20 protein-coding genes are annotated in these 20,893 nt (G+C 37.7%); 8 read left to right on the forward strand and 12 right to left on the reverse strand.

What is annotated here, in order from left to right; genetic code table 11:
- Positions 1–697: ABC transporter permease (locus ACO1O5_RS15625; RefSeq protein WP_486271827.1), on the reverse strand; the 697-nt coding region annotated here is incomplete at its 3' end.
- A 276-nt stretch (positions 698–973) separates the two neighbouring features.
- On the opposite strand from ACO1O5_RS15625, the gene ACO1O5_RS15630 reads away from it, so the two are divergent.
- Together ACO1O5_RS15630 and ACO1O5_RS15635 are read left to right on the forward strand one after the other, a co-directional pair.
- Positions 974–1,606 carry a deoxynucleoside kinase gene (locus ACO1O5_RS15630; protein ID WP_486271829.1) on the forward strand — a complete coding sequence of 211 codons (633 nt, stop codon included), beginning with the start codon at positions 974–976 and terminating at the stop codon, positions 1,604–1,606.
- An 8-nt stretch (positions 1,607–1,614) separates the two neighbouring features.
- Positions 1,615–2,859, forward strand: coding sequence for an MFS transporter (locus ACO1O5_RS15635; RefSeq protein WP_486271831.1), 1,245 nt, complete (start codon positions 1,615–1,617; stop codon positions 2,857–2,859).
- A gap of 95 nt (positions 2,860–2,954) precedes the next feature.
- Here the strand turns inward: ACO1O5_RS15635 and ACO1O5_RS15640 are convergent, their stop codons facing one another.
- Positions 2,955–3,383, reverse strand: a complete 429-nt coding sequence (locus tag ACO1O5_RS15640) for an FKBP-type peptidyl-prolyl cis-trans isomerase (protein ID WP_486271833.1) — start codon at positions 3,381–3,383, stop codon at positions 2,955–2,957.
- Positions 3,384–3,585: 202 nt separating this feature from the next.
- On the opposite strand from ACO1O5_RS15640, the gene ACO1O5_RS15645 reads away from it, so the two are divergent.
- Positions 3,586–4,818, forward strand: a complete 1,233-nt coding sequence (locus ACO1O5_RS15645) for an exo-beta-N-acetylmuramidase NamZ family protein (protein ID WP_486271835.1) — start codon at positions 3,586–3,588, stop codon at positions 4,816–4,818.
- 27 nt (positions 4,819–4,845) lie between these two features.
- A complete protein-coding gene (fmt, locus tag ACO1O5_RS15650) occupies positions 4,846–5,781 on the forward strand; it encodes a methionyl-tRNA formyltransferase (RefSeq protein ID WP_486271837.1) in 936 nt (311 codons plus the stop codon).
- Positions 5,782–5,801: 20 nt separating this feature from the next.
- Here fmt and ACO1O5_RS15655 read toward each other — a convergent pair whose 3' ends face one another.
- Both ACO1O5_RS15655 and tgt read right to left on the reverse strand, forming a co-directional pair.
- Positions 5,802–6,809, reverse strand: coding sequence for a DPBB and LysM peptidoglycan-binding domain-containing protein (locus ACO1O5_RS15655; protein ID WP_486271839.1), 1,008 nt, complete (start codon positions 6,807–6,809; stop codon positions 5,802–5,804).
- Between the two features lie 179 nt (positions 6,810–6,988).
- Positions 6,989–8,128, reverse strand: coding sequence for a tRNA guanosine(34) transglycosylase Tgt (gene tgt / locus ACO1O5_RS15660; protein WP_486271841.1), 1,140 nt, complete (start codon positions 8,126–8,128; stop codon positions 6,989–6,991).
- Between the two features lie 124 nt (positions 8,129–8,252).
- On the opposite strand from tgt, the gene ACO1O5_RS15665 reads away from it, so the two are divergent.
- A complete protein-coding gene (locus ACO1O5_RS15665; RefSeq protein ID WP_486271843.1) occupies positions 8,253–9,386 on the forward strand; it encodes a glycosyltransferase in 1,134 nt (377 codons plus the stop codon).
- A gap of 72 nt (positions 9,387–9,458) precedes the next feature.
- Complete coding sequence (gene rsmG, locus ACO1O5_RS15670; RefSeq protein WP_486271845.1) at positions 9,459–10,088, forward strand: 16S rRNA (guanine(527)-N(7))-methyltransferase RsmG; 630 nt, start codon at positions 9,459–9,461, stop codon at positions 10,086–10,088.
- Here the strand turns inward: rsmG and ACO1O5_RS15675 are convergent.
- Positions 10,078–10,614, reverse strand: a complete 537-nt coding sequence (locus ACO1O5_RS15675; protein ID WP_486271847.1) for a GNAT family N-acetyltransferase — start codon at positions 10,612–10,614, stop codon at positions 10,078–10,080. The genes rsmG and ACO1O5_RS15675 overlap by 11 nt on opposite strands.
- Before the next feature lie 112 nt (positions 10,615–10,726).
- Between ACO1O5_RS15675 and ACO1O5_RS15680 the strand changes: the two genes are divergently transcribed.
- On the forward strand, positions 10,727–11,875 hold the full coding sequence (locus ACO1O5_RS15680; protein ID WP_486271849.1) for a M28 family metallopeptidase: 1,149 nt from the start codon (positions 10,727–10,729) through the stop codon (positions 11,873–11,875).
- Between the two features lie 19 nt (positions 11,876–11,894).
- Here ACO1O5_RS15680 and ACO1O5_RS15685 read toward each other — a convergent pair whose 3' ends face one another.
- The 5 genes from ACO1O5_RS15685 to ACO1O5_RS15705 form a co-directional block, all read right to left on the reverse strand.
- Positions 11,895–13,766, reverse strand: coding sequence for a M1 family metallopeptidase (locus tag ACO1O5_RS15685; RefSeq protein WP_486271851.1), 1,872 nt, complete (start codon positions 13,764–13,766; stop codon positions 11,895–11,897).
- A 104-nt stretch (positions 13,767–13,870) separates the two neighbouring features.
- A complete protein-coding gene (gene rsmI / locus ACO1O5_RS15690) occupies positions 13,871–14,536 on the reverse strand; it encodes a 16S rRNA (cytidine(1402)-2'-O)-methyltransferase (protein ID WP_486271853.1) in 666 nt (221 codons plus the stop codon).
- Positions 14,537–14,647: 111 nt separating this feature from the next.
- Positions 14,648–14,893, reverse strand: coding sequence for a phosphoribosylformylglycinamidine synthase subunit PurS (gene purS, locus ACO1O5_RS15695; RefSeq protein ID WP_486271855.1), 246 nt, complete (start codon positions 14,891–14,893; stop codon positions 14,648–14,650).
- A complete protein-coding gene (locus tag ACO1O5_RS15700; protein ID WP_486271857.1) occupies positions 14,890–15,660 on the reverse strand; it encodes a CDP-alcohol phosphatidyltransferase family protein in 771 nt (256 codons plus the stop codon). The genes purS and ACO1O5_RS15700 overlap by 4 nt, the downstream gene beginning before the upstream one ends.
- A 5-nt stretch (positions 15,661–15,665) precedes the next feature.
- Positions 15,666–16,955 (reverse strand): aminopeptidase P N-terminal domain-containing protein, encoded by a 1,290-nt coding sequence (locus ACO1O5_RS15705; protein ID WP_486271859.1) that lies wholly within the window; start codon positions 16,953–16,955, stop codon positions 15,666–15,668.
- Between the two features lie 281 nt (positions 16,956–17,236).
- On the opposite strand from ACO1O5_RS15705, the gene pckA reads away from it, so the two are divergent.
- Positions 17,237–18,841 carry a phosphoenolpyruvate carboxykinase (ATP) gene (gene pckA, locus ACO1O5_RS15710; RefSeq protein ID WP_486271861.1) on the forward strand — a complete coding sequence of 535 codons (1,605 nt, stop codon included), beginning with the start codon at positions 17,237–17,239 and terminating at the stop codon, positions 18,839–18,841.
- Between the two features lie 74 nt (positions 18,842–18,915).
- Here the strand turns inward: pckA and ACO1O5_RS15715 are convergent, their stop codons facing one another.
- Positions 18,916–20,004, reverse strand: coding sequence for a DUF2911 domain-containing protein (locus ACO1O5_RS15715; protein ID WP_486271863.1), 1,089 nt, complete (start codon positions 20,002–20,004; stop codon positions 18,916–18,918).
- Positions 20,005–20,181: 177 nt separating this feature from the next.
- Entirely contained in the window at positions 20,182–20,817 is a 636-nt protein-coding gene (locus ACO1O5_RS15720; protein ID WP_486271865.1) for a deoxynucleoside kinase, read from the reverse strand.
- Positions 20,818–20,893: the final 76 nt, after the last annotated feature.

Consider the following 20,893-nt stretch of genomic DNA (forward strand, 5'->3'; position numbering starts at 1 on the left):
GCAATTGGAAAATAACGCGGCTGAACATTTCACCTAGTACGATGTAAGTCTTGCTAATTGGAGTTGCAAAAAATCTTTTTAACACTAATGTATTTCTCAGATTAAAAAACATGAACGCCACACCGAAAACTCCTGAGGCAAGTAAAGAAAACCCAAGCTGGCCGGGAAGAATAAAGTCAATGGTCCTGTAATGTCTTACCACCGTTCGATCCCTCGTTGGATCAAAGTCAAAACTGGCATAAGCAGGCCTGTCTTTGTAAATATGATTACTCAGGTTATTGATAATGCTCTCTACAAGCGTTTTAAACTGAGGCCATTTATCATCGCTGGAATTAAATGTTTTAAGTGTAAAATTATAAGGAGGATTTCCGGAAACGCTTTTTTGAATATTTATAATTCCCGCCAGTTTTCCCTTTACCATATCGTCGGTCAACGAGTCTTTATCATTGTATCTCACAATAGTTACTCCCTGGGTATTTGCCAATGCTTTGTATAATGCGTTGGCAGTATCAGCATTTGCCTCAATGGCTACTTTAAAAGTTTGCCTTCCGCCATTATCGCCAATAAAACCAAACACAAGAATAAAAATTAAAGGAAAGGCAAATCCAAAAATTACTGCAGAAGGGCTTCTGAAAATAGCACGCAGGCTTGCTTTTGTTATTGCAAACATCGCCCTGAACTGGTTGTATGGCTTCATGTAAAGGTTTGTTGAAAAAAACGCAAATCTATTGGAGAAATCATAAAAGTAAAAAATTGTTTTCCGGGAATATATTGCAAAGATTTTTATCAAGTTCCTTAGCACTAGATAAATAAAGGAAAATGATTAAAATACTTATCAACATCTGTTGTAAGTAATCATAAATTCATTTCTGACATTTAGTGTTTCAGTTGTTATTTTTGATTTTCAAAATATTCCTAAAATATTCTTAAATGGCATAATATTTATTCCTCATATAAGTTTGATGAACTACACATGAAATACAACTTCATTACTATTGAAGGAAACATTGGTGCCGGTAAAACAACACTTGCGCATTTGCTTAGCAAGCGTATGAATGCAAGATTAATTTTAGAAGAATTTGCCGACAACCCGTTTCTCCCGAAGTTCTATGAAAATCAGCAGCAGTATGCCTTTCCGCTGGAACTATTTTTTATGGCAGAAAGATATAAGCAGTTAAAAGATCTGTTGCAAACAAAAGATATGTTTCAGAATGTAACCATATCAGATTATTTATTTACGAAATGCCTGCTGTTTGCCAAAGTAAATTTGCCGGAAGAAGAATTTTTATTGTACCAGAAATTATTTGACATAATCAATCCACAGCTCATACAACCTAACCTCTTGATCTATTTACATGCACCGGTAGTGAAGCTAAAAGAGAATATCCGGAAACGGAATCGACCTTACGAACAATCCATTGCAACGGAATATCTTTTTGCGCTGCAGGAAACCTATACACAATATATAAAGCAACATAACATTACGACACTATTTATAGACGTAACTGAAGCCGATTTTTTGGGAAACGAAAAACATTTGAATGCCGTACTGGAAGCGCTTAATATTGATTATGATGAGGGGCAGCATTACCTGCAACTTCCCTAAACTTATGTATGAACGCTGCCCTTAAAAATAACCCCTTTGCCTCAGTAAGAATAACCGAATTCCGGAACCTGCTGCTGGGAAGATTTGTATTTATAATGGGCCTTCGAATGATGGCAACATTGGTAGGATGGTGGATATATTTGTTAACTAACGATCCATTTGCCATAGGTTTAATTGGTTTATCCGAAGTAGTGCCGGCAGTTTCTTTGGCGTTATATGCCGGCCATGTTATTGATCAAAGTGAAAAGAAAAAACTTCTATTAAGAGGAGTAGTACTTTATGCGCTGGCTGCCCTGATATTGGTTTTTATATCCGGAAAATTCACGGCAAATCATTTAAGCAATCACTGGATTGCTATTTGTATTTATATAGTAATTTTTGGCACCGGCATTATAAGGGCCTTTACCGGACCGGTTTTTGGAGCTATGATTGCATATATCGTTCCGAGGGATCATTTACAAAATGCAACTACATGGAGCCAGGGAACGTGGCTGTCTGCCTCTGTAACTGGCCATGCAGCCGGAGGATTTTTAATTGCCGGAGCCGGCATAACGGGCACATTAATCGTAATATCATCTTTCATCACAATTTCATTTTTCTTTCTGTCAAGAATAAAACCAAAACCCTCCTCAAATGTCATGGGCTCTGTAAGAACATTGGAAAGTGTAAAGCAGGGATTACAGTTTGTTTTTAAAACGAAAGAGCTATTAGGCGCATTTTCGCTAGACCTTTTTGCCGTATTATTTGGCGGGGCAGTTGCCCTCATTCCTGTTTATGCACGTGATATTTTAAAAGTTGGCTCCGAGGGATTTGGCTTCTTAAATGGGGCAGCTGATATGGGATCAATTGTAATTGTAATCATTCTCACATTGTTCCCGATGCAGAAAAATCAAGGAAAAAAATTATTATTGGCCGTAGCTGGTTTTGGTATATGCATAATTATTTTTGGCCTGTCAAAGATTTTCATTTTATCGTTTTGCGCCCTTTTAATTGGCGGAATGCTCGACGGAATAAGTGTGGTAGTACGAGGCACTATTACACAATTAAAAACCCCCGACAACATGCGGGGAAGAGTAATGAGCGTAAGTTCAATGTTTGTGAATTCCAGCAATGAACTGGGGCAATTTGAAAGCGGTGTTACCGCAAAGCTTTTTGGCACTATTTCTTCAGTAGTGATAGGGGGAAGTATAACGCTTCTCGTAGTTGCTGCCACCTGGTTTAAAGCCCCCTCACTTAGGAAGATGGAATATTAAAAACGCATTCATCCACTTTGCCACGCCAAGCGACAACATACTTACTGCATCCGCAGAATCCAACTGCGTTTACTCTCTGCAGTTATGAATATCTATTAAGCAATTTCTACCAACTCAATATCAAAAATTAATTCTTTACCGGCAAGTTCGTGGTTAGCGTCAAGAATGATAACATCATCTTTTACTTCGGTTACAACTACCGGTACAGGATGACCGGCTTCATCACGCAACTGTAACTTCATGCCAGGCTGCAGTTTCATATCAGCCGGTATGTTCGATTTTGGAAATTCAATTATGGCATCTTCATTTTTTTGCCCATATGCATCTTCGGGCGCTATCACTATTTTCTTTTTTTCTCCAACAACCATTCCGGGTATAGCCGCGTCAAAACCAGCAATCATCTGGCCTGCACCTACAGTAAACTCGAGTGGATCACGTCCTTCACTTGAATCAAATTGCTCACCGGAATTGAGTGTTCCTTTATAATGCACTTTTACAACATCTCCTTTTTTTGCTTTACTCATGTTATTTGGTTTGATATTTAAAAAATAATATTTCCTGTTCCTGAATTCACCGGAAATAACTGCGAAGGAACTAATAATTATTTAGCTCAAAAAATAAACAGGCATTGTATTGATCAATTTATAAAAAAATTATCATCCCTGTCGCCGTTTTCTCAATATATTTAACCGCTCCGAATCAACACTTTTTAATGAAATTTGAACTATGAAAAGAAAAATAATATTTATACTCTTCCTGAATATCTTACTCCTTCACGGTTATTCACAAAACAGAATTGTCCCAGGCGCAGACAGAATGGACATGTACCTGCCGCTTCTCAAGGGCAAATCTGTGGCTGTTTTTGCCAATCAAACTTCAATGGTGCGCCATACTAACCTCGTGGATACTTTAGTTAAAAGAGGAATTAAAGTTGTAAAAATTTTTGGGCCTGAACACGGCTTTAGAGGCGATGCTGACGCAGGAGAAAAAGTTGGAAATGCCATCGATAAGAAAACCGGGATCAAGGTTATCAGCCTTTATGGAAAACACGAAAAGCCTACTGCAGAAGATTTGGCGGATGTGGATATAATGATATTCGATATCCAGGATGTGGGCACAAGGTTTTATACTTTTATTTCTTCCCTGCAAGTTTATATGGAAGCTGCGTTCGAAAATTCGAAACCCCTGCTGATACTTGACCGGCCCAATCCCAACGGATTTTATGTAGATGGCCCGGTATTAGATCCCAAATTTAAAAGCTTCGTTGGCATGCAGCCCGTACCCATCGTTTATGGTATGACGTTAGGTGAGTACGCTTTTATGATAGCAGGGGAAAACTGGCTTACCGATGCAGCAAATAAAAAATATAACTACTTTAAAACTACTAAAGCAACCACCGATACGCCCTTCCATTTTTTTGTAATCAAATGCTTAAACTACAATCATAAAAGCAAATATATTCCACCATTAAAACCATCTCCGAACCTGCCTTCTATCCAGTCAATATATTGGTATCCTTCAACCTGTCTTTTCGAAGGAACATCGTTGAGCGAAGGGAGGGGTACGGATAAACCTTTCCAGGTCTTTGGTGCACCATCTTTGCCAAAGACTCTTTATTCGTTTAAACCGCATCCTATGGAAGGGGCAAAAAGCAGTAAGCATTATGGAGAGGTATGCTATGGCTGGAATCTTTCAGGAACACCTGAACAGGTTTTAAAAAAAATTAACAATACAATTCAAATTAAATGGATCATCCAGGCTTACAAATTATTCCCTGATAAAGAAAAGTTTTTTTTACCTACCAATGGATTTAACAGGCTTGCGGGAAATGACATCCTGATGCAACAAATAAAAGATGGCGTGTCAGAAAATGAAATTAGAAAAAGCTGGGAACCTGCCTTGGGCAATTTTAAAAAAATTAGAAAAAAATATTTGCTATACAAAGACTTCGATCAATAAAAAACCTCATTTAAGAGATAATCAAAAATGAAAAATCTCCGGATTATTTTTATGGGAACACCTGAATTTGCGGTTCCTTCTCTGGAAAGACTCGTTGATGCAGGTTATAATATTGTCGCAGTAATTACTGCACCCGATAAGCCATCCGGGAGAGGAATGCAAATGAGTGAAAGCGCAATAAAAAAATATGCTTTGTCAAAAGGTTTGAAAATCCTTCAGCCTGAAAAATTAAAAAACCCTGATTTTTTAAAAGAACTTAAATCGCTTAATGCGGATCTGCAGGTTGTGGTTGCCTTCCGCATGTTACCAGAAGCTGTTTGGAACATGCCAATTATGGGTACTATCAATCTTCACGGGTCGTTATTACCACAATATCGAGGAGCAGCTCCCATCAACTGGGCAATTATCAACGGGGAAAAAGAAACCGGGGTAACCACATTTAAACTGCAACATGAAATTGATACCGGCAATATATTGTTGCAACAAAAAATTAGTATAGGAGATGAAGAAAATGCCGGTCAACTTCATGACCGAATGATGATGATTGGCGCCGACTTGCTTTTACAAACCGTAAATGAACTGGTTAGTAATAATCTTAAAGAAGTGGCTCAAAGCCAAACCTCATACTTAACGCCTGGGGTTTTGCGACACGCCCCAAAAATATTTACGGAAAACTGCGAAATAAACTGGCAAAAAAATGTTGATGACATTTATAACTTCATTCGCGGGCTTTCACCTTATCCTGCTGCTTTTACTTTTTTGAAGGGAAAAAAATTAAAAATATTCAGCAGTAAAAAAGAGTATTCAAACCCAATAGAAAATTCCGGAGAACTGATTACAAACAATAAAACTTTCTTAAAATTTGCATGCAATAACGGCTACATTTCGGTAACAGAGCTGCAATTAGAAGGAAAGAAAAAAATGGCCATAGACGATTTCCTCAGAGGATGGAGAAATAATTAGCAATTAGCTAAATGAACCCACTATTTCACGTAACTCAAAGCACAATCAAATTTATCGCCCGAACCCAATTCTTCTGCGGCAGCATTACTTATAATAATGGCAAGCCCGGAATTTTGTTTTATATCCGGTATCGCATCTAACACCTTAGCATACACGCTTTTTCCCGTTGCATTGTCTGTAACCTTAATTACAGATCCGGGAGGCGCATCATTATTAAAACAATAATATTTGCCATCCTGCCATCCACTGGTAGACTTAAAGGTACCACCGCTTCCTGTTGCGCTTACAGGAGATTTCCGTTCTGCCTGGTCATCATATAATTTCTTAAAATAGCCACCGGAGAAATTAACAGTACTCTTTGCATTTACCGTTGTAACAGTCACTTTATGCTCATCCGTTTGTGCTGTAGTTACCTCTTTTGATTCATCTTTTACAACATCAGGTTTTTTTACCGGTGGCATTCTGTCCTCAATTATGGGAGCGGGCGGAATGGGTTTCGCTTCTGTTTTCCCATCTGGTGTAATTTCTATATTTGTCTTAACACCTTTGGAAGCTAACAAGGATTCGGTCTTGCTAACTTTAAGATATCCAATAATTAAAGGAGTACCAATTGCAACTTCATCTGATTGCAGGTGGTTCCATTTCTTTATACTGGCAAGCGGAACTTTGTTATAATTAATACTAACCCGGTAAAGGCCCTCTTTTGGGAGAACGGAATGATAAACAGGTATCAATGCTTCACCACCACCGGCGCCTCCTGATTGTAAAAAATTATTTTCAGTGAGTGGAATTTTAAGCGTTTCTCCAACACTCAATCCGTTTTCGAATTGCAGGTTATTATAAGAAGCTAACTCTTTTGCCGTAACATTATATAATCTCCCAATACTGTAAAAATTTTCTTTTGGCTTTACTATATGCAGAAGATATAATTTAGGCGTACTTCCTTCAATTGTAAGTTTATTCGTTTGTGCGTACGATGCATTGCCAATAAAAAAAATAAACAAAAAAATACTTACCCATTTTGCCATGTCCAAAGGTTTTACTGATATTAGAAAAGATGCATTCAAGTATATTTACTATCGATGTTTACAAAGATGGGATAAAAAAATTTATTACAAAATGGCGATTAACTCCATTTCGTTAAAATTTAATAAACAATATCGCTTGTAACATTACACCGCAATTCAAATTACGACGTAAACAAACTTTATAATCGCTGTTGCCATTTAACACTCATTTCATTTTTCCACGGTGCAAAATCACCCTGAATTATATGATTTTTTGAATTTGTAACAATAGTAAGGTAAAAAGCAAGATTATGAATACTCGCAATTTGTAATCCCAATATTTCTTTCGACTTAATCAAATGCCTTAAATAGGCTTTGCTATAATAGTTGCTCATTTCACAATCAATCCCTTCATCGATGGGAGAAAAATCCTTTTCCCATTTTTTATTATCAATATTAATTACGCCATTGCTTGTGAAAAGCATAGCGTTTCTTCCATTGCGGGTTGGCATTACGCAATCAAACATATCGATGCCTAAAGCAATGCATTCCAGGATGTTCCACGGTGTTCCAACCCCCATTAAATATCGTGGCCTGTTGGCAGGGAGGTTATTACAGCAAAGTTCACATATCTCGTACATTTTTTCCGTGGGTTCACCTACACTTAATCCACCAATTGCATTTCCTGTTGCTTCTTTTGAAGAAACGTATTCACAGGATATTTTTCGCAGATCGTGATGTACGCCACCCTGCACAATCGGAAATAGATTCTGCGTGTATCCATATTTGTTATCGGTAGTATTAAATCGGCCAAAACACCTGTCGAGCCAGCGATGCGTTAACTCCATTGACATTTTTGCATAGCCATATTCACTTCCGCCGGGAGGACATTCATCGAAAGCCATAATTATATCACCGCCAATTATTCGTTGAATGTCCATTACAATTTCAGGTGAAAATAAATGCTTGCTTCCGTCAATATGGCTTTGAAAAATCGTTCCCTCTTCGGTTAGCTTACGGGTACCGCTAAGCGAAAAAACCTGGTAACCGCCGCTGTCAGTAAGTATAGGTTTATTCCAGTTCATAAATTTGTGCAGGCCACCTGCTGCCTCTAATACTTCAAGTCCGGGCCTCAAATACAGATGATAGGTATTACCTAAAATAATTTGAGCTTTTACATCATCCTTCAATTGTTGCTGCGTTACAGCCTTCACACTGCCCACAGTACCAACGGGCATAAAAATCGGTGTGCAAATTTCGCCGTGCTCAGTAACTATTTTTCCAACCCTTGCCTTCGATTGTTTGTCAGTGTGTTGAAGTTCAAATTGCAATGCGGCCATGTAGCTGTTCCATTTTAATGCAGAAAAAGCAAATATAGTTTTGAAAAAATAAGTAATTGATTAAGCTTATTGTTTCGAAACAGATATTTTGTACGTAGCCAGAAGGTGATTATGTTTGCAAACGATGAAACTAGCTGACTTCCTGCGCAATTGGGAAAATATTGCTTTTATGGCGTTTTGCCTTGTTGCGCTTATACAAGTATTTTATTATCTCTTCTTCTTTAGCCGATTGGCCTTTTATAAGTCATCGTCGAAATTAACATCCCAAACACACCCGGTGTCAGTGATCATATGCTCACGGGATGAGGCCGGAAACCTCGTAAAAAATCTTCCAGGAGTGCTGATACAACAATATCGAACCACCCATGAAGTAATTGTGGTCAATGATAACTCCTTTGATGAAAGCAAGTATATTTTGGAAGAATACCAAAGAGCGCACAAACAATTGCACTTAATTGAACTAACACAGGAAGCAAGATTTATTCCCGGTAAAAAATATCCGCTGAGTATCGGAATCAAAACTGCTAAATATGAAATTGTACTTCTTACAGATGCTGATTGTGTGCCGGCAAGTGAATTTTGGCTCGAGAAAATGCAGGAAGGTTTTACCAACGGAACGGAAATAGTTTTGGGGTACGGTGCATTACATAAAAAGAAAGGCTTTTTTAATAAATTGGTAAGGTGGGAAACACTTCATACGGCTTTGCAGTATCTCTCCTACTCCTGTGCAGGACTCACGTACATGGGTGTTGGACGAAACCTGAGTTATAAGAAATCTGTATTTTTCAGACACAAGGGATTCTCATCTCATAATCATGTTCCCGGCGGCGATGATGATCTTTTCATAAATAAAGCAGCCACCAGAAACAACACTTCAATCGTGATTGACAAGGATGCATTTACATTATCTGAACCTCCAAAAACATGGAAGGAATGGGTGAAGCAAAAGAACAGGCATTACACGACCAGCAAATATTATAAGGCAATTCATAAATTTTTATTGGGATTATATGCTTTATCCCATTTTCTATTCTATCCTTTGTTTATTGTATCTCTTTTATTTTATAGCTGGAAACTTGGGCTAATTGTATTTGGAATTCGTTTTGTTATACAAGGAATCATCTTATTTAAAGTGACCGATAAGCTTGATGAGAAAGATTTATTTCTATGGTATTTAGTATTGGATGTATGGATGTTTTTTTATTATATAAAGTTTTCTACAGCTATTTTTAAGAAACCAAAAAACAGTTGGAAATAGTATTCTGCGCCTAATAAACTTAACGGGAAAGAAATAACTTTTTATTGGTCTTAATTTTAGAAATTCGAGGTAATGGAAATTCTTTCAAAATATTTCGCCGATTTTACAGAGAAACAAATAAACCAGTTTACCGCATTAAAGGATTTGTATGCGGACTGGAATCAAAAAATAAATGTTATTTCCCGAAAAGATGTTGACAATTTTTATTTGCATCACGTGTTACATTCTTTATCGATCGCTACGCAATTTGATTTTCCCCGGGGGTATGATATTATGGATTTGGGTACCGGCGGGGGATTTCCAGGCATTCCGTTGGCCATTCTTTTCCCGGATGTTAATTTTTATCTAGTAGACAGCATTAATAAAAAATTAAAAGTTGCCGATGCCGTGGCCAAAGCAATAGATTTGACAAATATAACGGTTGCGCATACACGGGCTGAAGACATTCATGACAAGAAATTTGACATCGTTGTTTCGAGAGCCGTGGCTCCTTTAACAGATCTATGGTACTGGAGCAAACCCTTATTAAAAAAGAAGCCACTAAATGAGCCAAAAAAATTAGCAGGGCTTATTTGTTTAAAAGGAGGCGATCTTAATAAGGAAATCGCTGAAAGCGGCTGCAGGCCACGAACGTGGGAAATAGAAAAAATATTTGAGGAAGATTTCTTTAAGGAAAAATATATCTTACAGATTACCGCTTAATATATTTATAAAACCAAACATCTGTTTGTGGAGTATTGCCTATAGGAAAAGGATGTTCGACACCTGAATCTTCAAATCCAAACTTTTTATAAAACGCTTTTGCTCTTTCATTATGCTCCCAAACACCCAGCCAGATTAATTCATAATTTTTTTGAGCAGCGAAATCCAGGGCGAAGTTCATTAGCGCAGCGCCAACTTTTCGTGAGTGATATTCTTTCTTAACATAAATTCTTTTTAACTCAATAGACTTATGGTTTTTAATAATAGCAAAATCGCTCAATTCTTCTTTTATTCTTATATAACCCGCGGCACGGCTATCTACAAAGGCAATAAAGTAAAAATCATCCGCATTCTGTAATTCAGATAATACCTGCTCTTTATTAAAAAACTGTTCAATAAATCCCTGCATATCTTCATCTGTGCAGGTCCCCGCAAATGTGTCAAAAAAAGTAATAGCGCTCAGCTCTGAGATTAATTGAGCATCATCCGGAGTTGCACGCAAGATTTCGATTCTACCAGTTATCATATTAATTCTTATTTCAAATTTTTCGCCGGGCAATATACTGATACATCTTAACTCTTTAAGTTTTGATGGTACAAAAAAATAATTTATACTTACCAAATTTTAAAAGCGAAGAATGAAATTAATTTTTGTTGCCGGATTTTTTTTGATGAGCATAATTGCCCGGTCCCAGGATATTTCCTTTAACAGGGAAATAGTAGACACGCTCGCTTCGCCTTATTTCTGGGGACGTGGCTACACCAATGACGGAATGAAGAAAGCTGCTATTTTTTTAGCGACAGAATTTAAAACCCTTGGCGTTCAACCATTAAATGGCAAGGATTATTTCCAGGATTTTAGTTATCCGGCCAACACCTTCCCCGGGAAAATGGAAGTTGAAATAAATGGACAATCGCTCGTTCCCGGAGTAGATTTTATTGTAGGACCTGAAAGCCGGGGAGCAAAAGGAAAAGGCAAGTTGGAAGAAAAAGATAGTGCTGATTTTATTGATTATGAAAAAAGGATCATCGTAAACCTGCAAGACAAACTTACCTGGTCTGTTGAGCAACAGGTAGCAGATTACACATTAATTCAAGTAGACAAGAAAAGATTTTCCGGGATACCGTCCACATACAATGTAAATATTGAAAACAAGTTTATCAACGATTTTAAAACTGCCAACATTTGTGGAATGGTAAAAGGCACAGCGCAGCCCGATTCATTTATTTTCATTACGGCACACTACGATCATTTAGGAGGCATGGGAAAAGATACTTATTTCCCCGGTGCAAATGATAATGCAAGTGGCGATGCGCTCTTATTAAGTCTTGCAAAATATTATGCAGCGCATCCTGCAAAATATTCAATAGGGTTTATATTATTTGCCGGCGAAGAAGCTGGCCTGGTTGGCTCAAAATTTTACACCGAAAATCCCATTATTCCTTTGCGTCAAATAAGATTTCTTATAAACACTGATTTGGCGGGCACAGGCGATGAAGGCATTACAGTTGTTAACGCAACAGAATTCCCTAAAGAATTCGCACTGATGAATAAAATAAATGATGAATATAAATACCTGGCAAAAATAAATTCAAGAGGTAAGGCTGCCAACAGCGATCATTATTTCTTTACCGAAAAAGGAGTACCCGCATTTTTCTTTTATACACTTGGCGGCATTAAAGCGTACCACGATGTATTTGACAAAGCGTCAACCCTGCCACTAAATGAACAAAACCATCTTGATTCATTACTAATTAAATTTAACGCCGGGTTGATGGGAGACTAACTATAATACTGTCCACTCTTTACCAATTCAATTGCAATACGTTATTCTTTCGGTCAATATCTGCCATTCTCCCTGAAGGATCTATTTCAACAAGAACCAAATCGCGAAGCGGATGATTAAACTCAACAACATAAGTACGATTGGTCCAGTTCCATTCCTTATGAATAATGAAAGGTTCCTTATTTTCTGCCGGTTTATCTCCAAACATAAGGTTTAGCGGTATATAATGAATTTCTTTGGTACTATCCTTAAAAGTAAGCTGAAGATCAATAGGCATAGGCATTTGGCCAATTCGTCTTAATCTTATTTTTGAAATGCCGTTTTCTCCCCACAGACTATCAATACTATAATCGATACTCTTCGTAGTATATATCCAATACTCCTTGTACCAATCCAACTGTATACCACTAACATCCTGGGCAACCTTCATAAAATCAGATGCGTTAGGATGCTTAAATCTCCAAAGCTTATAATACTCAAGCAAAATTTTGTCTCTTACTGAGTCACTAACGATATAGCCTAGTTGCTCCAGGAATATTTCCCCTTTATAGTATGCATTAATCTCGTAAGCAAAATTTGTATTGTAATGATCCGAATGTGTAGTAAGGGGTTCTTCCAACTTTTGCTTCATCAAAAAATTGTAAGCATTATAACCGGTCCCATGATTTACCGGAAGCGCTTTTTGTTTTTCATCTAGGGGAATGTTCATTACACTGTCATAGTACGCGAGCACCTCATTTTCTGCATAAGTTGCGAAACCCTCGTCCATCCATGGATACAGACTTTCATTTGTCCCAAGCATCATCTGGTACCAACTATGCATCCATTCATGAAACTCAGTTTTCAATCCGGGTCTTACCATTAATGTGGCCATAGGATATTCCATACCACCATCTCCCCCCTGTATAAATGAATATTGGGGGTAGGGATATTTTCCAAATCGCTTTTCCATATATGGCAAAACAATGACTGCCGCATCAGCGATAGTTTGCCAGCTCTTTTCAAGAGAATCTACTTTCTTGTAAACCACGTTTAAGGTAACCCCATCCTGTTTTCTCACAATATGTTCATAGTTCGGATCGGCTGCCCATACAAAATCGTGAACATTATTTCCTATAAAATGCCAGGTTCGCTCCGCCGAAGAAATATTTTTTAACGGAGTTCCAGGCTTATCATAACCCCAACCAATATCCGAAGCATTTTGCAATACACCGGTGCCGGCAAGTTTATAAGACTTATCTATTTTTATGGTGACATCATAATCTCCCCAAACACCATAAAACTCGCGACCTATGTAAGGGGTAGGATGCCATCCTTCATAATCATATTCACACATTTTAGGATACCATTGACTCATACTATACCTGATTCCCTGTGCATTATCACGACCGCTCCTTCTTATTTGTATCGGCACCTGCGCTTCAAAAACGAGCTCAAAATTTACTTTGCTTTTAGGTAAAATTGGTTTGGTAAGATCAACTTCCAGGATAGTTCCATGCAACTTCATGGGTTGCTCAATGCCATTTAATTTTAAAGACGTAACTTTTTGATAGCCTATTTCTTCCGGGGTTAATTTAGAGATCCTATCCTTTACACGTGAGTCCCAGTCTGGCCTGCCATTAACTATTACGCCGCCGGCCTCCTGGCTTCTAACGTCCATTTCGCTGCCGGGCTGAAATGCGTTCCAATATAAATGAAAAAATACACGGTTTAATTTATCAGGAGAGTTGTTAGTGTATTCTAATTTTTGAATGCCTGTAAATCGATTTGTATTTACATCAACGTCCACATTCATATTGTATTTAACACGCTGCTGCCAACGATCGGGTTGAGCAAAAAGAATGGTTGAAAAACAAAGAATAGGAACAAAAAACAGGGTAAGCTTCTTCATCTATAGCTATTAAAATAAAAAGCGCAAAATTCGCGAAATAGAAGTTATAAAAAAAACAATACTGATGGATGTGCCTAGTTAATTGTAGTTATGCAAGATCAACGTTATCTCTTTCCTTCTATTACTATTACGATTTCTCCCCTAACATTTTTTCCATTAAAATAATCATGCACTTCCCGCAAGGATCCTCTTTTATTTTCTTCGTATATTTTGGTGAGTTCACGGCTTACGCAGCATTGCCGGTCTTCTCCAAAATATTCTATAAACTCATTTAATGTTCTTACCAGCCGCATCGGGCTCTCATAAAATACCATGGTGCGTTCTTCTTCCGCCATTCTTTTCAAAAAAGTTTGCCGGCCCTTTTTTAAGGGCAAAAAACCTTCGAAACAAAAACTGTTTATGGGCAATCCGCTGTTTACTAATGCAGGAACGAACGCTGTTGCACCGGGGAGGCATTCAACTTTAATATTATTTTTAATGCATTCACGAACCAATAGAAATGCAGGATCGCTAATTCCGGGTGTACCTGCATCGGTGAGTAGTGCCATCGTTTTGCCAGTCACTAACTGATCGATAAGATGACTATAGATTTTATGTTCGTTATGCTGGTGATAAGGTGTTGTTGGTTTTTCAATCTGGTAGTAACGCAGAAGCTTAGCCGAAGTTCTGGTATCTTCCGCCAATATGAGATCGACTGATTTCAATACTTCTATGGCCCGAAAAGTAATATCGGCAAGATTACCTATGGGTGATGGAACCAGGTAGAGCATTTTAATTAGGTAATGTGCTAATTAGCTAATGTGCTAATTAACCCAGGTTAAATATATTAATGGTGAAAGTTTCAAAGGTTGCCATCATTAGCATATTAGCAAATTGACTAATTAGCTAATTTGAATCGAATATTCTTCCATAACAGGATTCGCCAGTAATTTCTTCGAAGCATCTTCTGCTATTTGCCTTGCCTCTGCCGCATTTGGTGCTTCAATATTTAATTGTATGTGCTTGCCAATTCTTACATCTTCAATGTTCTTTAATCCAAGATTGGAAAGTCCGCCCATAACAGCCTTACCTTGCGGATCCAATAATTCTTTAAGTGGCATTATTTTTATTTCAGCAAGAAAATTCATTCGCTTTTCATTTTAATTGTTGAAAGGGATAGTATAATATAAAATATAAAAACAATTGGAACAGCAATCCATTGCAAAAAAATGGCGGTAATTATTGCAATGATCAATAATGTAATTTTTGGAACATTATTTTTAAAAGTGAAATCAGAAAATTTTAAAGACATCATCCGTAAATTAGAAACCATCAGGTAGCTTAAGATAAGTATCAAACCATATATCATCCATTTATTAATAAGCAGGTTGTTAACAGCGCCAATCGTACTAAAATGAAGAATTAGCGGAAAAGATGCTACTAATAAACCGACGGCAGGTACGGGAACGCCTTTGAAAATTACACTTTGTGTTTCATCTAAATTGAATTTAGCAAGACGATAGGCCGCTGCACAACTTAAAATAAAAGCGGGTAGCAGCCATACTATCGAAACATTAAGTCCATTTTCTTCTCTTGCAAAACTGAACCGCAGCAGTTGATAAAGAATTACGCCGGGTGCAACGCCAAAGCTAACAATATCGCTTAACGAATCAAGTTGCTTTCCCATTGAAGAAGTTGCCTTTAATAGGCGGGCAATAAACCCATCTAAAAAATCTATAAGCGCCGCAATAATGATGCAAATTGCAGCCCACGTAAGTTTTTCAGGAATATTAAAACTGCTGTTAAATTCATCATTTAAATAAATTATGACAGAGTCTGTTTGCAAAGCAAAAACAATTGCCATGCAGCCGAAGAAAAGATTAAGCAGGGTGAAAATGTTTGGAATTTGTTTCATAAAATTTATTTCTTCATCAGGCTTTCAATTTCTTCAACTGTTATCGGAATATTTTTCATTAAATCCTTATTTCCATTTTTAGTTATCCAAAAATTATTTTCAATTCGCACGCCCATGTGTTCTTCTTCAATGTAAATTCCTGGCTCTATTGTAAAAACCATTCCAGCTTTAACAGGTTCATTCTTTGTTCCCAGGTCATGAACATCAATTCCCAAATGATGAGAAATACCATGATACAAATATTTACGGTAGGCCCGGTTTGCAGGGTCTTCATTCTTAACTTCCGATTTTTTCAGCAACCCGATTTTCTGAAAAATCACTGTTGCCTCATCACCAATTTTTTCAGTATAATCATTTATGCTAACACCGGGTTTTAGTATTGATGCAGCGTATTGATGCAAATGCAAACAGGCATTATAAACCGTTTTTTGTCTTCTGCCAAACTTACCGTTTACGGGAACCGTCCTGGTCAAGTCGGCATTATAGTTTCCATAGCTTGCGCCAAAATCCATCAGTATTAATTCACCATCTTTACACTCACCATTGTTGCTTACATAATGCAAAGTCCTTGCCCTGTCACCACTTGCAATAATGCTGGAATAGCCGGGGCCGGTAGCCCTTTGAGATAAAAATGAATGATAAATTTCAGCTTCAATTTCATATTCCATAACACCCGGCTTTATGAATTTTAATAAGCGCCTGAAAGTATTGTCGGTAATATCAATCGCCTTCTGTATTACTTCAACTTCGAGCGCCGATTTCACTGCCCTCAACTCTTTTAAAATTTTGGCACTCCGCATGTAATTATGTAATGGATAACGACTACGCATATCCGCTGCATAGCGGTAGTCTCTTACCGGAACTAAATTTGATTTCCGGTCATTCTCATTGGTATTTAAATAAATACTATCTGCTAGATGAATCCATGGCTGAAGCATTACATCAAGTACATCCAGCCACACAACTGTTTCTATTCCTGATATCTCCTTGCCTTCTTTGGCGGTAAGCCTGTGCCCATCCCATTTCTCTTTTAGCTCATTGGGTCTTACCAAAACCAATACTTCCCGATATTTAGGGTCAGGATTACCGGGATATAATATCAACATAGAGTCTTCCTGATTGATTCCTGTGAGCCAAAACAGGTCAGAGTTCTGCACAAAAGGATATAATGCATCTCCATTGGTCGGTAACTCATCATTGCTATTAAAAATGGCAATTGCATTTTTTTCCATCTTGCCAGTAAACCTTTTCCTATTCTGGACAAATATTTCAGGATTAAGAGGAAGATATTTCATCAATAGAATTTTTATGGGTTGCAATATACATGATAAAAAGATTTTGCTTTTCAAAACACCATTCGGATGTAAAATCTACACATTAGAAAAATTATTTTTTTATTCTTTTTAAGGAATTTTCTCTCCTCCCGAATTTTATTTAATGCTTTTAAAATGTTCTTGGAGATAAACAAACGTTTCTGACAAAAAGCAGCAACTAACTACGTTTATGTGCTGTTGTTTGGGGATTTCTTAAAAATTTGATTATCTACTTTTGCTTCTTAACAAATGTTGAAGTTTTCATGTCTGTTCCAACGATGCTTGCTATTCCCAAAAGTTTATTTATTAACCTGGGATTAAAATCTGCTGAAAATATATTTTATCAACTACCGCCTGGAGAGCTTATCAGCCAGGCTGTTTCAAAAGGTGAAGGTGTTTTAAGTGATACCGGCGCATTAGTTATTGACACTGGCGAATTTACCGGAAGAAGCCCTAAAGACAGGTTCATTGTCAGAGATAGATTGACTGACAATACAATTGATTGGAATGAATTTAACATCCCCATTGAAGAAAAGTATTTTGACAGGCTGTACAAAAAAATTATGGACTACCTGGGTGATAAAAAGTTATGGATAAGAGATTGTTATGCATGTGCTAACCAGCAATACAGGTTAAATATAAGAGTGATCAATGAAAATCCCTGCTGCAACCTTTTTGTTTATAATATGTTTTTAAGGCCTGAAGAAAGAGAATTGCAGGAAATTGAAATTGACTGGCATTTGATACAGGTTCCTCATTTTTACGCCAATCCGGAATCGGATGGAGTGCCGCATGAAAATTTTGTAATTATACATTTCACGAAAAAAATAATTCTCATTGGAGGTACTCAATATACAGGTGAGATGAAGAAATCTGTTTTTAGCATTCTGAATTATATTTTACCTCACCACAAAAAAGTTTTGAGCATGCACTGCTCGGCAAACGTCGGTAAAGACGGAGATACAGCGGTATTTTTTGGATTGAGCGGAACTGGAAAAACCACTTTAAGTACAGACCCTAACCGAAGGTTAATTGGCGATGATGAGCATGGATGGGATGATGATTCGGTATTTAATTTTGAAGGTGGTTGCTACGCCAAAACGATTGATTTGAGCCAGGAAAAAGAACCCGACATCTATAACGCGATTAAGTATGGAGCTATTCTCGAGAATGTAACTTTTATAAATGGTACCCGGGCAATTGACTACGAATGTAAAAACATTACTGAAAACACAAGAGTAAGTTATCCGATAAATTTCATTAGTAACATAATGGTACCGTCCATTGGTAAGAATCCGAAAAATATCTTCTTTCTTACAGCTGATGCGTATGGCATTTTACCTCCTATAAGCAAACTATCGCCGGGACAGGCGATGTACCATTTCATCAGTGGCTATACCGCAAAAGTTGCCGGTACTGAAGCCGGAGTTAGAGAGCCGAAGTCTACGTTTAGCGCCTGTTTTGGGGCACCTTTTATGCCGCTGCATCCGGCAGTTTATGCAGAAATGCTTGGCAAAAAAATGAAGGAAAATGATGTCAATGTATGGATGGTGAATACTGGGTGGAATGGTGGCGGATATGGTGTTGGCAGCAGAATGAGGCTTGAATATACGCGGGCCATGATTACAGCAGCACTGGAAGGAAAACTCGATCGTGTTGCCTATCACCCTCACTCGGTTTTTGGCGTAATGATGCCTGAACAATGTCCGGGAGTTCCAACAGAAATGTTAAGTGCTAAATTTACCTGGGAAGATAAAGATGCATACGTACAATCCGCACATACGCTTGCCAGTTATTTTATAAACAATTTCGAAAAATACAAAGATCACGTCAATGAAGAAATATTAGCCGCCGCACCAAAAATTTAAGTCTAATAGATTAGAATACCATCAAAAAGAGGAGATGTGCAGTAGCACTTTTTGAAACTGCACATCCCTTTTTATTACATTCCTCCTAATTGCTGAAGAAATTTTTCAGAATTGGCTTTTGTGCCGGCAGGGGGGTTCAAGCTAAGCGATTTCTTGAAATTAATTATTGCATTTTTCTTATCGCCTTTTAATGCATACGCTTCGCCAAGACTATCAAAAGTATTGGCACTTTTGGGGAAACGTTTAGTATTTAGCGTTAGAACTTCAATTGCCTTATCATAATTTTTTCCATTAAGCAACTGATAGCCATAATTATTCAATTCGTTTTCATTTGAGATAGGAATCGCTGTCTCCATAACTTTATCTGCTTCATCCGTTTTACCCATTTTCTTCAGAATAGCAGACTTAAGCGAAAGATTTGTGAAGCTATTATTTTGCGCAATTGCCTGGTCGGCCCACTTAAGGCCTTCGTCAAGGTCGACATTATTTTGAAGGGCATAAAACGCTGCGCTCCTAAATCCAATATCATTAAATCCTGTGGCTCCTTTCAATTCCGCCGCCGCATTATCCATTACAATTTTGTCAACGTCAAATTCAATCTTTACCGGGAACTGTTTCTTTTCCCAGTTTAGCACCAATTCAGATGAGGTTTTTGTATTATTAATAAAATCGTAAGTGAGCATTTCAGTCATCGGTATATCCCGTAATTGTATGTTAGCCCTCATTTCGTCGTTTTTTGGGTCATAGAAAAAACTGCCCCATGACTTATAATCTTTTGACAGGATCACTTCACCTGTATTGTCTTTATTAATAACAAAGGACAATCCATACGATCCGGCGGGTACATCATGGCCCGCTACCTTTGCATCATTAGACAGTTCAATTACAGTATTTTCATTTGCCCCGGCCCGCCATGGAGCAGAATTACCTGCACCAAATCCCTGAACATTCCAGCCATAAGGAACCAGCGCACCCCAAATTTCGCGACCTTTTACAGATGGCCTCGAATACTTAACAGTAACCGTTGAAATGCCGATAGTTTGTGAAACGGACGCCGCCGGGCTTGGTACGCGGGGTAAGGTAACCTGGTTATATGCATTTGTAATTGCCAGTAAAAGCAGGCTCACAGCAATAGAGCCTCCCATTAATGTTTTTTTTCTCATAACAATTTATTTTAAGTGAATGAATGGAAAATATTAAAATAAGATTATCTGCAGGTTTGCTCAATTGAATATATGCAAACGGTTATAATTAGGCACTGAAAGGTTGTATATTAAATTCTGACCGAATAATGAGAGGCGACAAGTGCGAACGCAACTTAAAATATAGACACTAAAAAATTAAAACAGCCCAAACAATTGCGAGTCAATTTTATTAATAATGATTCCAAGATCTTCTTCTTTTTCAGCAAACTTATTGGTATCGGCGTCGATAATTAAAAGCGGGCCTTCGTTGTAACTGCTAATCCATTTATTATAAAACTCGTTGAGTTTTTTAAGATAATCAAGCCGGATATTTTCTTCGTACTCACGGCCTCTTTTTTGAATTTGAGCAACCAGGGTAGGAACGGACGCATTCAGATATATTAAAAGATCCGGCGGCTGTACCATCGATTTGAGGGTTTCGAAAAAAGTATAATAGTTGGTAAAATCCCTTTTTGTCATCAGCCCCATGTCATGCAGATTGGGGGCGAAAATATTGGCATCCTCATAAATCGTCCGGTCTTGTATAACGGTTTCGGTACCACGCTGAATTTCGAGTAGTTGGTTAAGCCTGCTGTTTAAAAAAAATACCTGCAGATTGAAGCTCCATCGCGGCATATCTTCATAAAAATCGTTGAGGTAGGGATTGTGGTCGACATCTTCAAATTGCGGAATCCATTTGTAGTGTTTACTCAGCAGTTCGGTAAGTGTAGTTTTTCCTGCACCGATGTTTCCAGCAACCGCGATGTGTTTTGGTTTTTTTGTTTTTGCCATTTCCCTGTTCAGATTTTAGATTTTTCACCTTCGGATAGCAGGCTGATGTTTTTAATTGCTTTAATGAATTGTTTAA

It is taken from the genome of Ginsengibacter sp. (genome assembly GCF_057362405.1).

Coding starts and splice junctions, on each gene's coding strand:
- ACO1O5_RS15630 (WP_486271829.1), top strand. CDS start 974: ATGAAATACAACTTCATTACTATTGAAGGAAACATTGGTGCCGGTAAA.
- ACO1O5_RS15635 (WP_486271831.1), top strand. CDS start 1,615: ATGAACGCTGCCCTTAAAAATAACCCCTTTGCCTCAGTAAGAATAACC.
- ACO1O5_RS15640 (WP_486271833.1), bottom strand. CDS start 3,383: ATGAGTAAAGCAAAAAAAGGAGATGTTGTAAAAGTGCATTATAAAGGA.
- ACO1O5_RS15645 (WP_486271835.1), top strand. CDS start 3,586: ATGAAAAGAAAAATAATATTTATACTCTTCCTGAATATCTTACTCCTT.
- fmt (WP_486271837.1), top strand. CDS start 4,846: ATGAAAAATCTCCGGATTATTTTTATGGGAACACCTGAATTTGCGGTT.
- ACO1O5_RS15655 (WP_486271839.1), bottom strand. CDS start 6,809: ATGGCAAAATGGGTAAGTATTTTTTTGTTTATTTTTTTTATTGGCAAT.
- tgt (WP_486271841.1), bottom strand. CDS start 8,128: ATGGCCGCATTGCAATTTGAACTTCAACACACTGACAAACAATCGAAG.
- ACO1O5_RS15665 (WP_486271843.1), top strand. CDS start 8,253: ATGAAACTAGCTGACTTCCTGCGCAATTGGGAAAATATTGCTTTTATG.
- rsmG (WP_486271845.1), top strand. CDS start 9,459: ATGGAAATTCTTTCAAAATATTTCGCCGATTTTACAGAGAAACAAATA.
- ACO1O5_RS15675 (WP_486271847.1), bottom strand. CDS start 10,614: ATGATAACTGGTAGAATCGAAATCTTGCGTGCAACTCCGGATGATGCT.
- ACO1O5_RS15680 (WP_486271849.1), top strand. CDS start 10,727: ATGAAATTAATTTTTGTTGCCGGATTTTTTTTGATGAGCATAATTGCC.
- ACO1O5_RS15685 (WP_486271851.1), bottom strand. CDS start 13,766: ATGAAGAAGCTTACCCTGTTTTTTGTTCCTATTCTTTGTTTTTCAACC.
- rsmI (WP_486271853.1), bottom strand. CDS start 14,536: ATGCTCTACCTGGTTCCATCACCCATAGGTAATCTTGCCGATATTACT.
- purS (WP_486271855.1), bottom strand. CDS start 14,893: ATGAATTTTCTTGCTGAAATAAAAATAATGCCACTTAAAGAATTATTG.
- ACO1O5_RS15700 (WP_486271857.1), bottom strand. CDS start 15,660: ATGAAACAAATTCCAAACATTTTCACCCTGCTTAATCTTTTCTTCGGC.
- ACO1O5_RS15705 (WP_486271859.1), bottom strand. CDS start 16,955: ATGAAATATCTTCCTCTTAATCCTGAAATATTTGTCCAGAATAGGAAA.
- pckA (WP_486271861.1), top strand. CDS start 17,237: ATGTCTGTTCCAACGATGCTTGCTATTCCCAAAAGTTTATTTATTAAC.
- ACO1O5_RS15715 (WP_486271863.1), bottom strand. CDS start 20,004: ATGAGAAAAAAAACATTAATGGGAGGCTCTATTGCTGTGAGCCTGCTT.
- ACO1O5_RS15720 (WP_486271865.1), bottom strand. CDS start 20,817: ATGGCAAAAACAAAAAAACCAAAACACATCGCGGTTGCTGGAAACATC.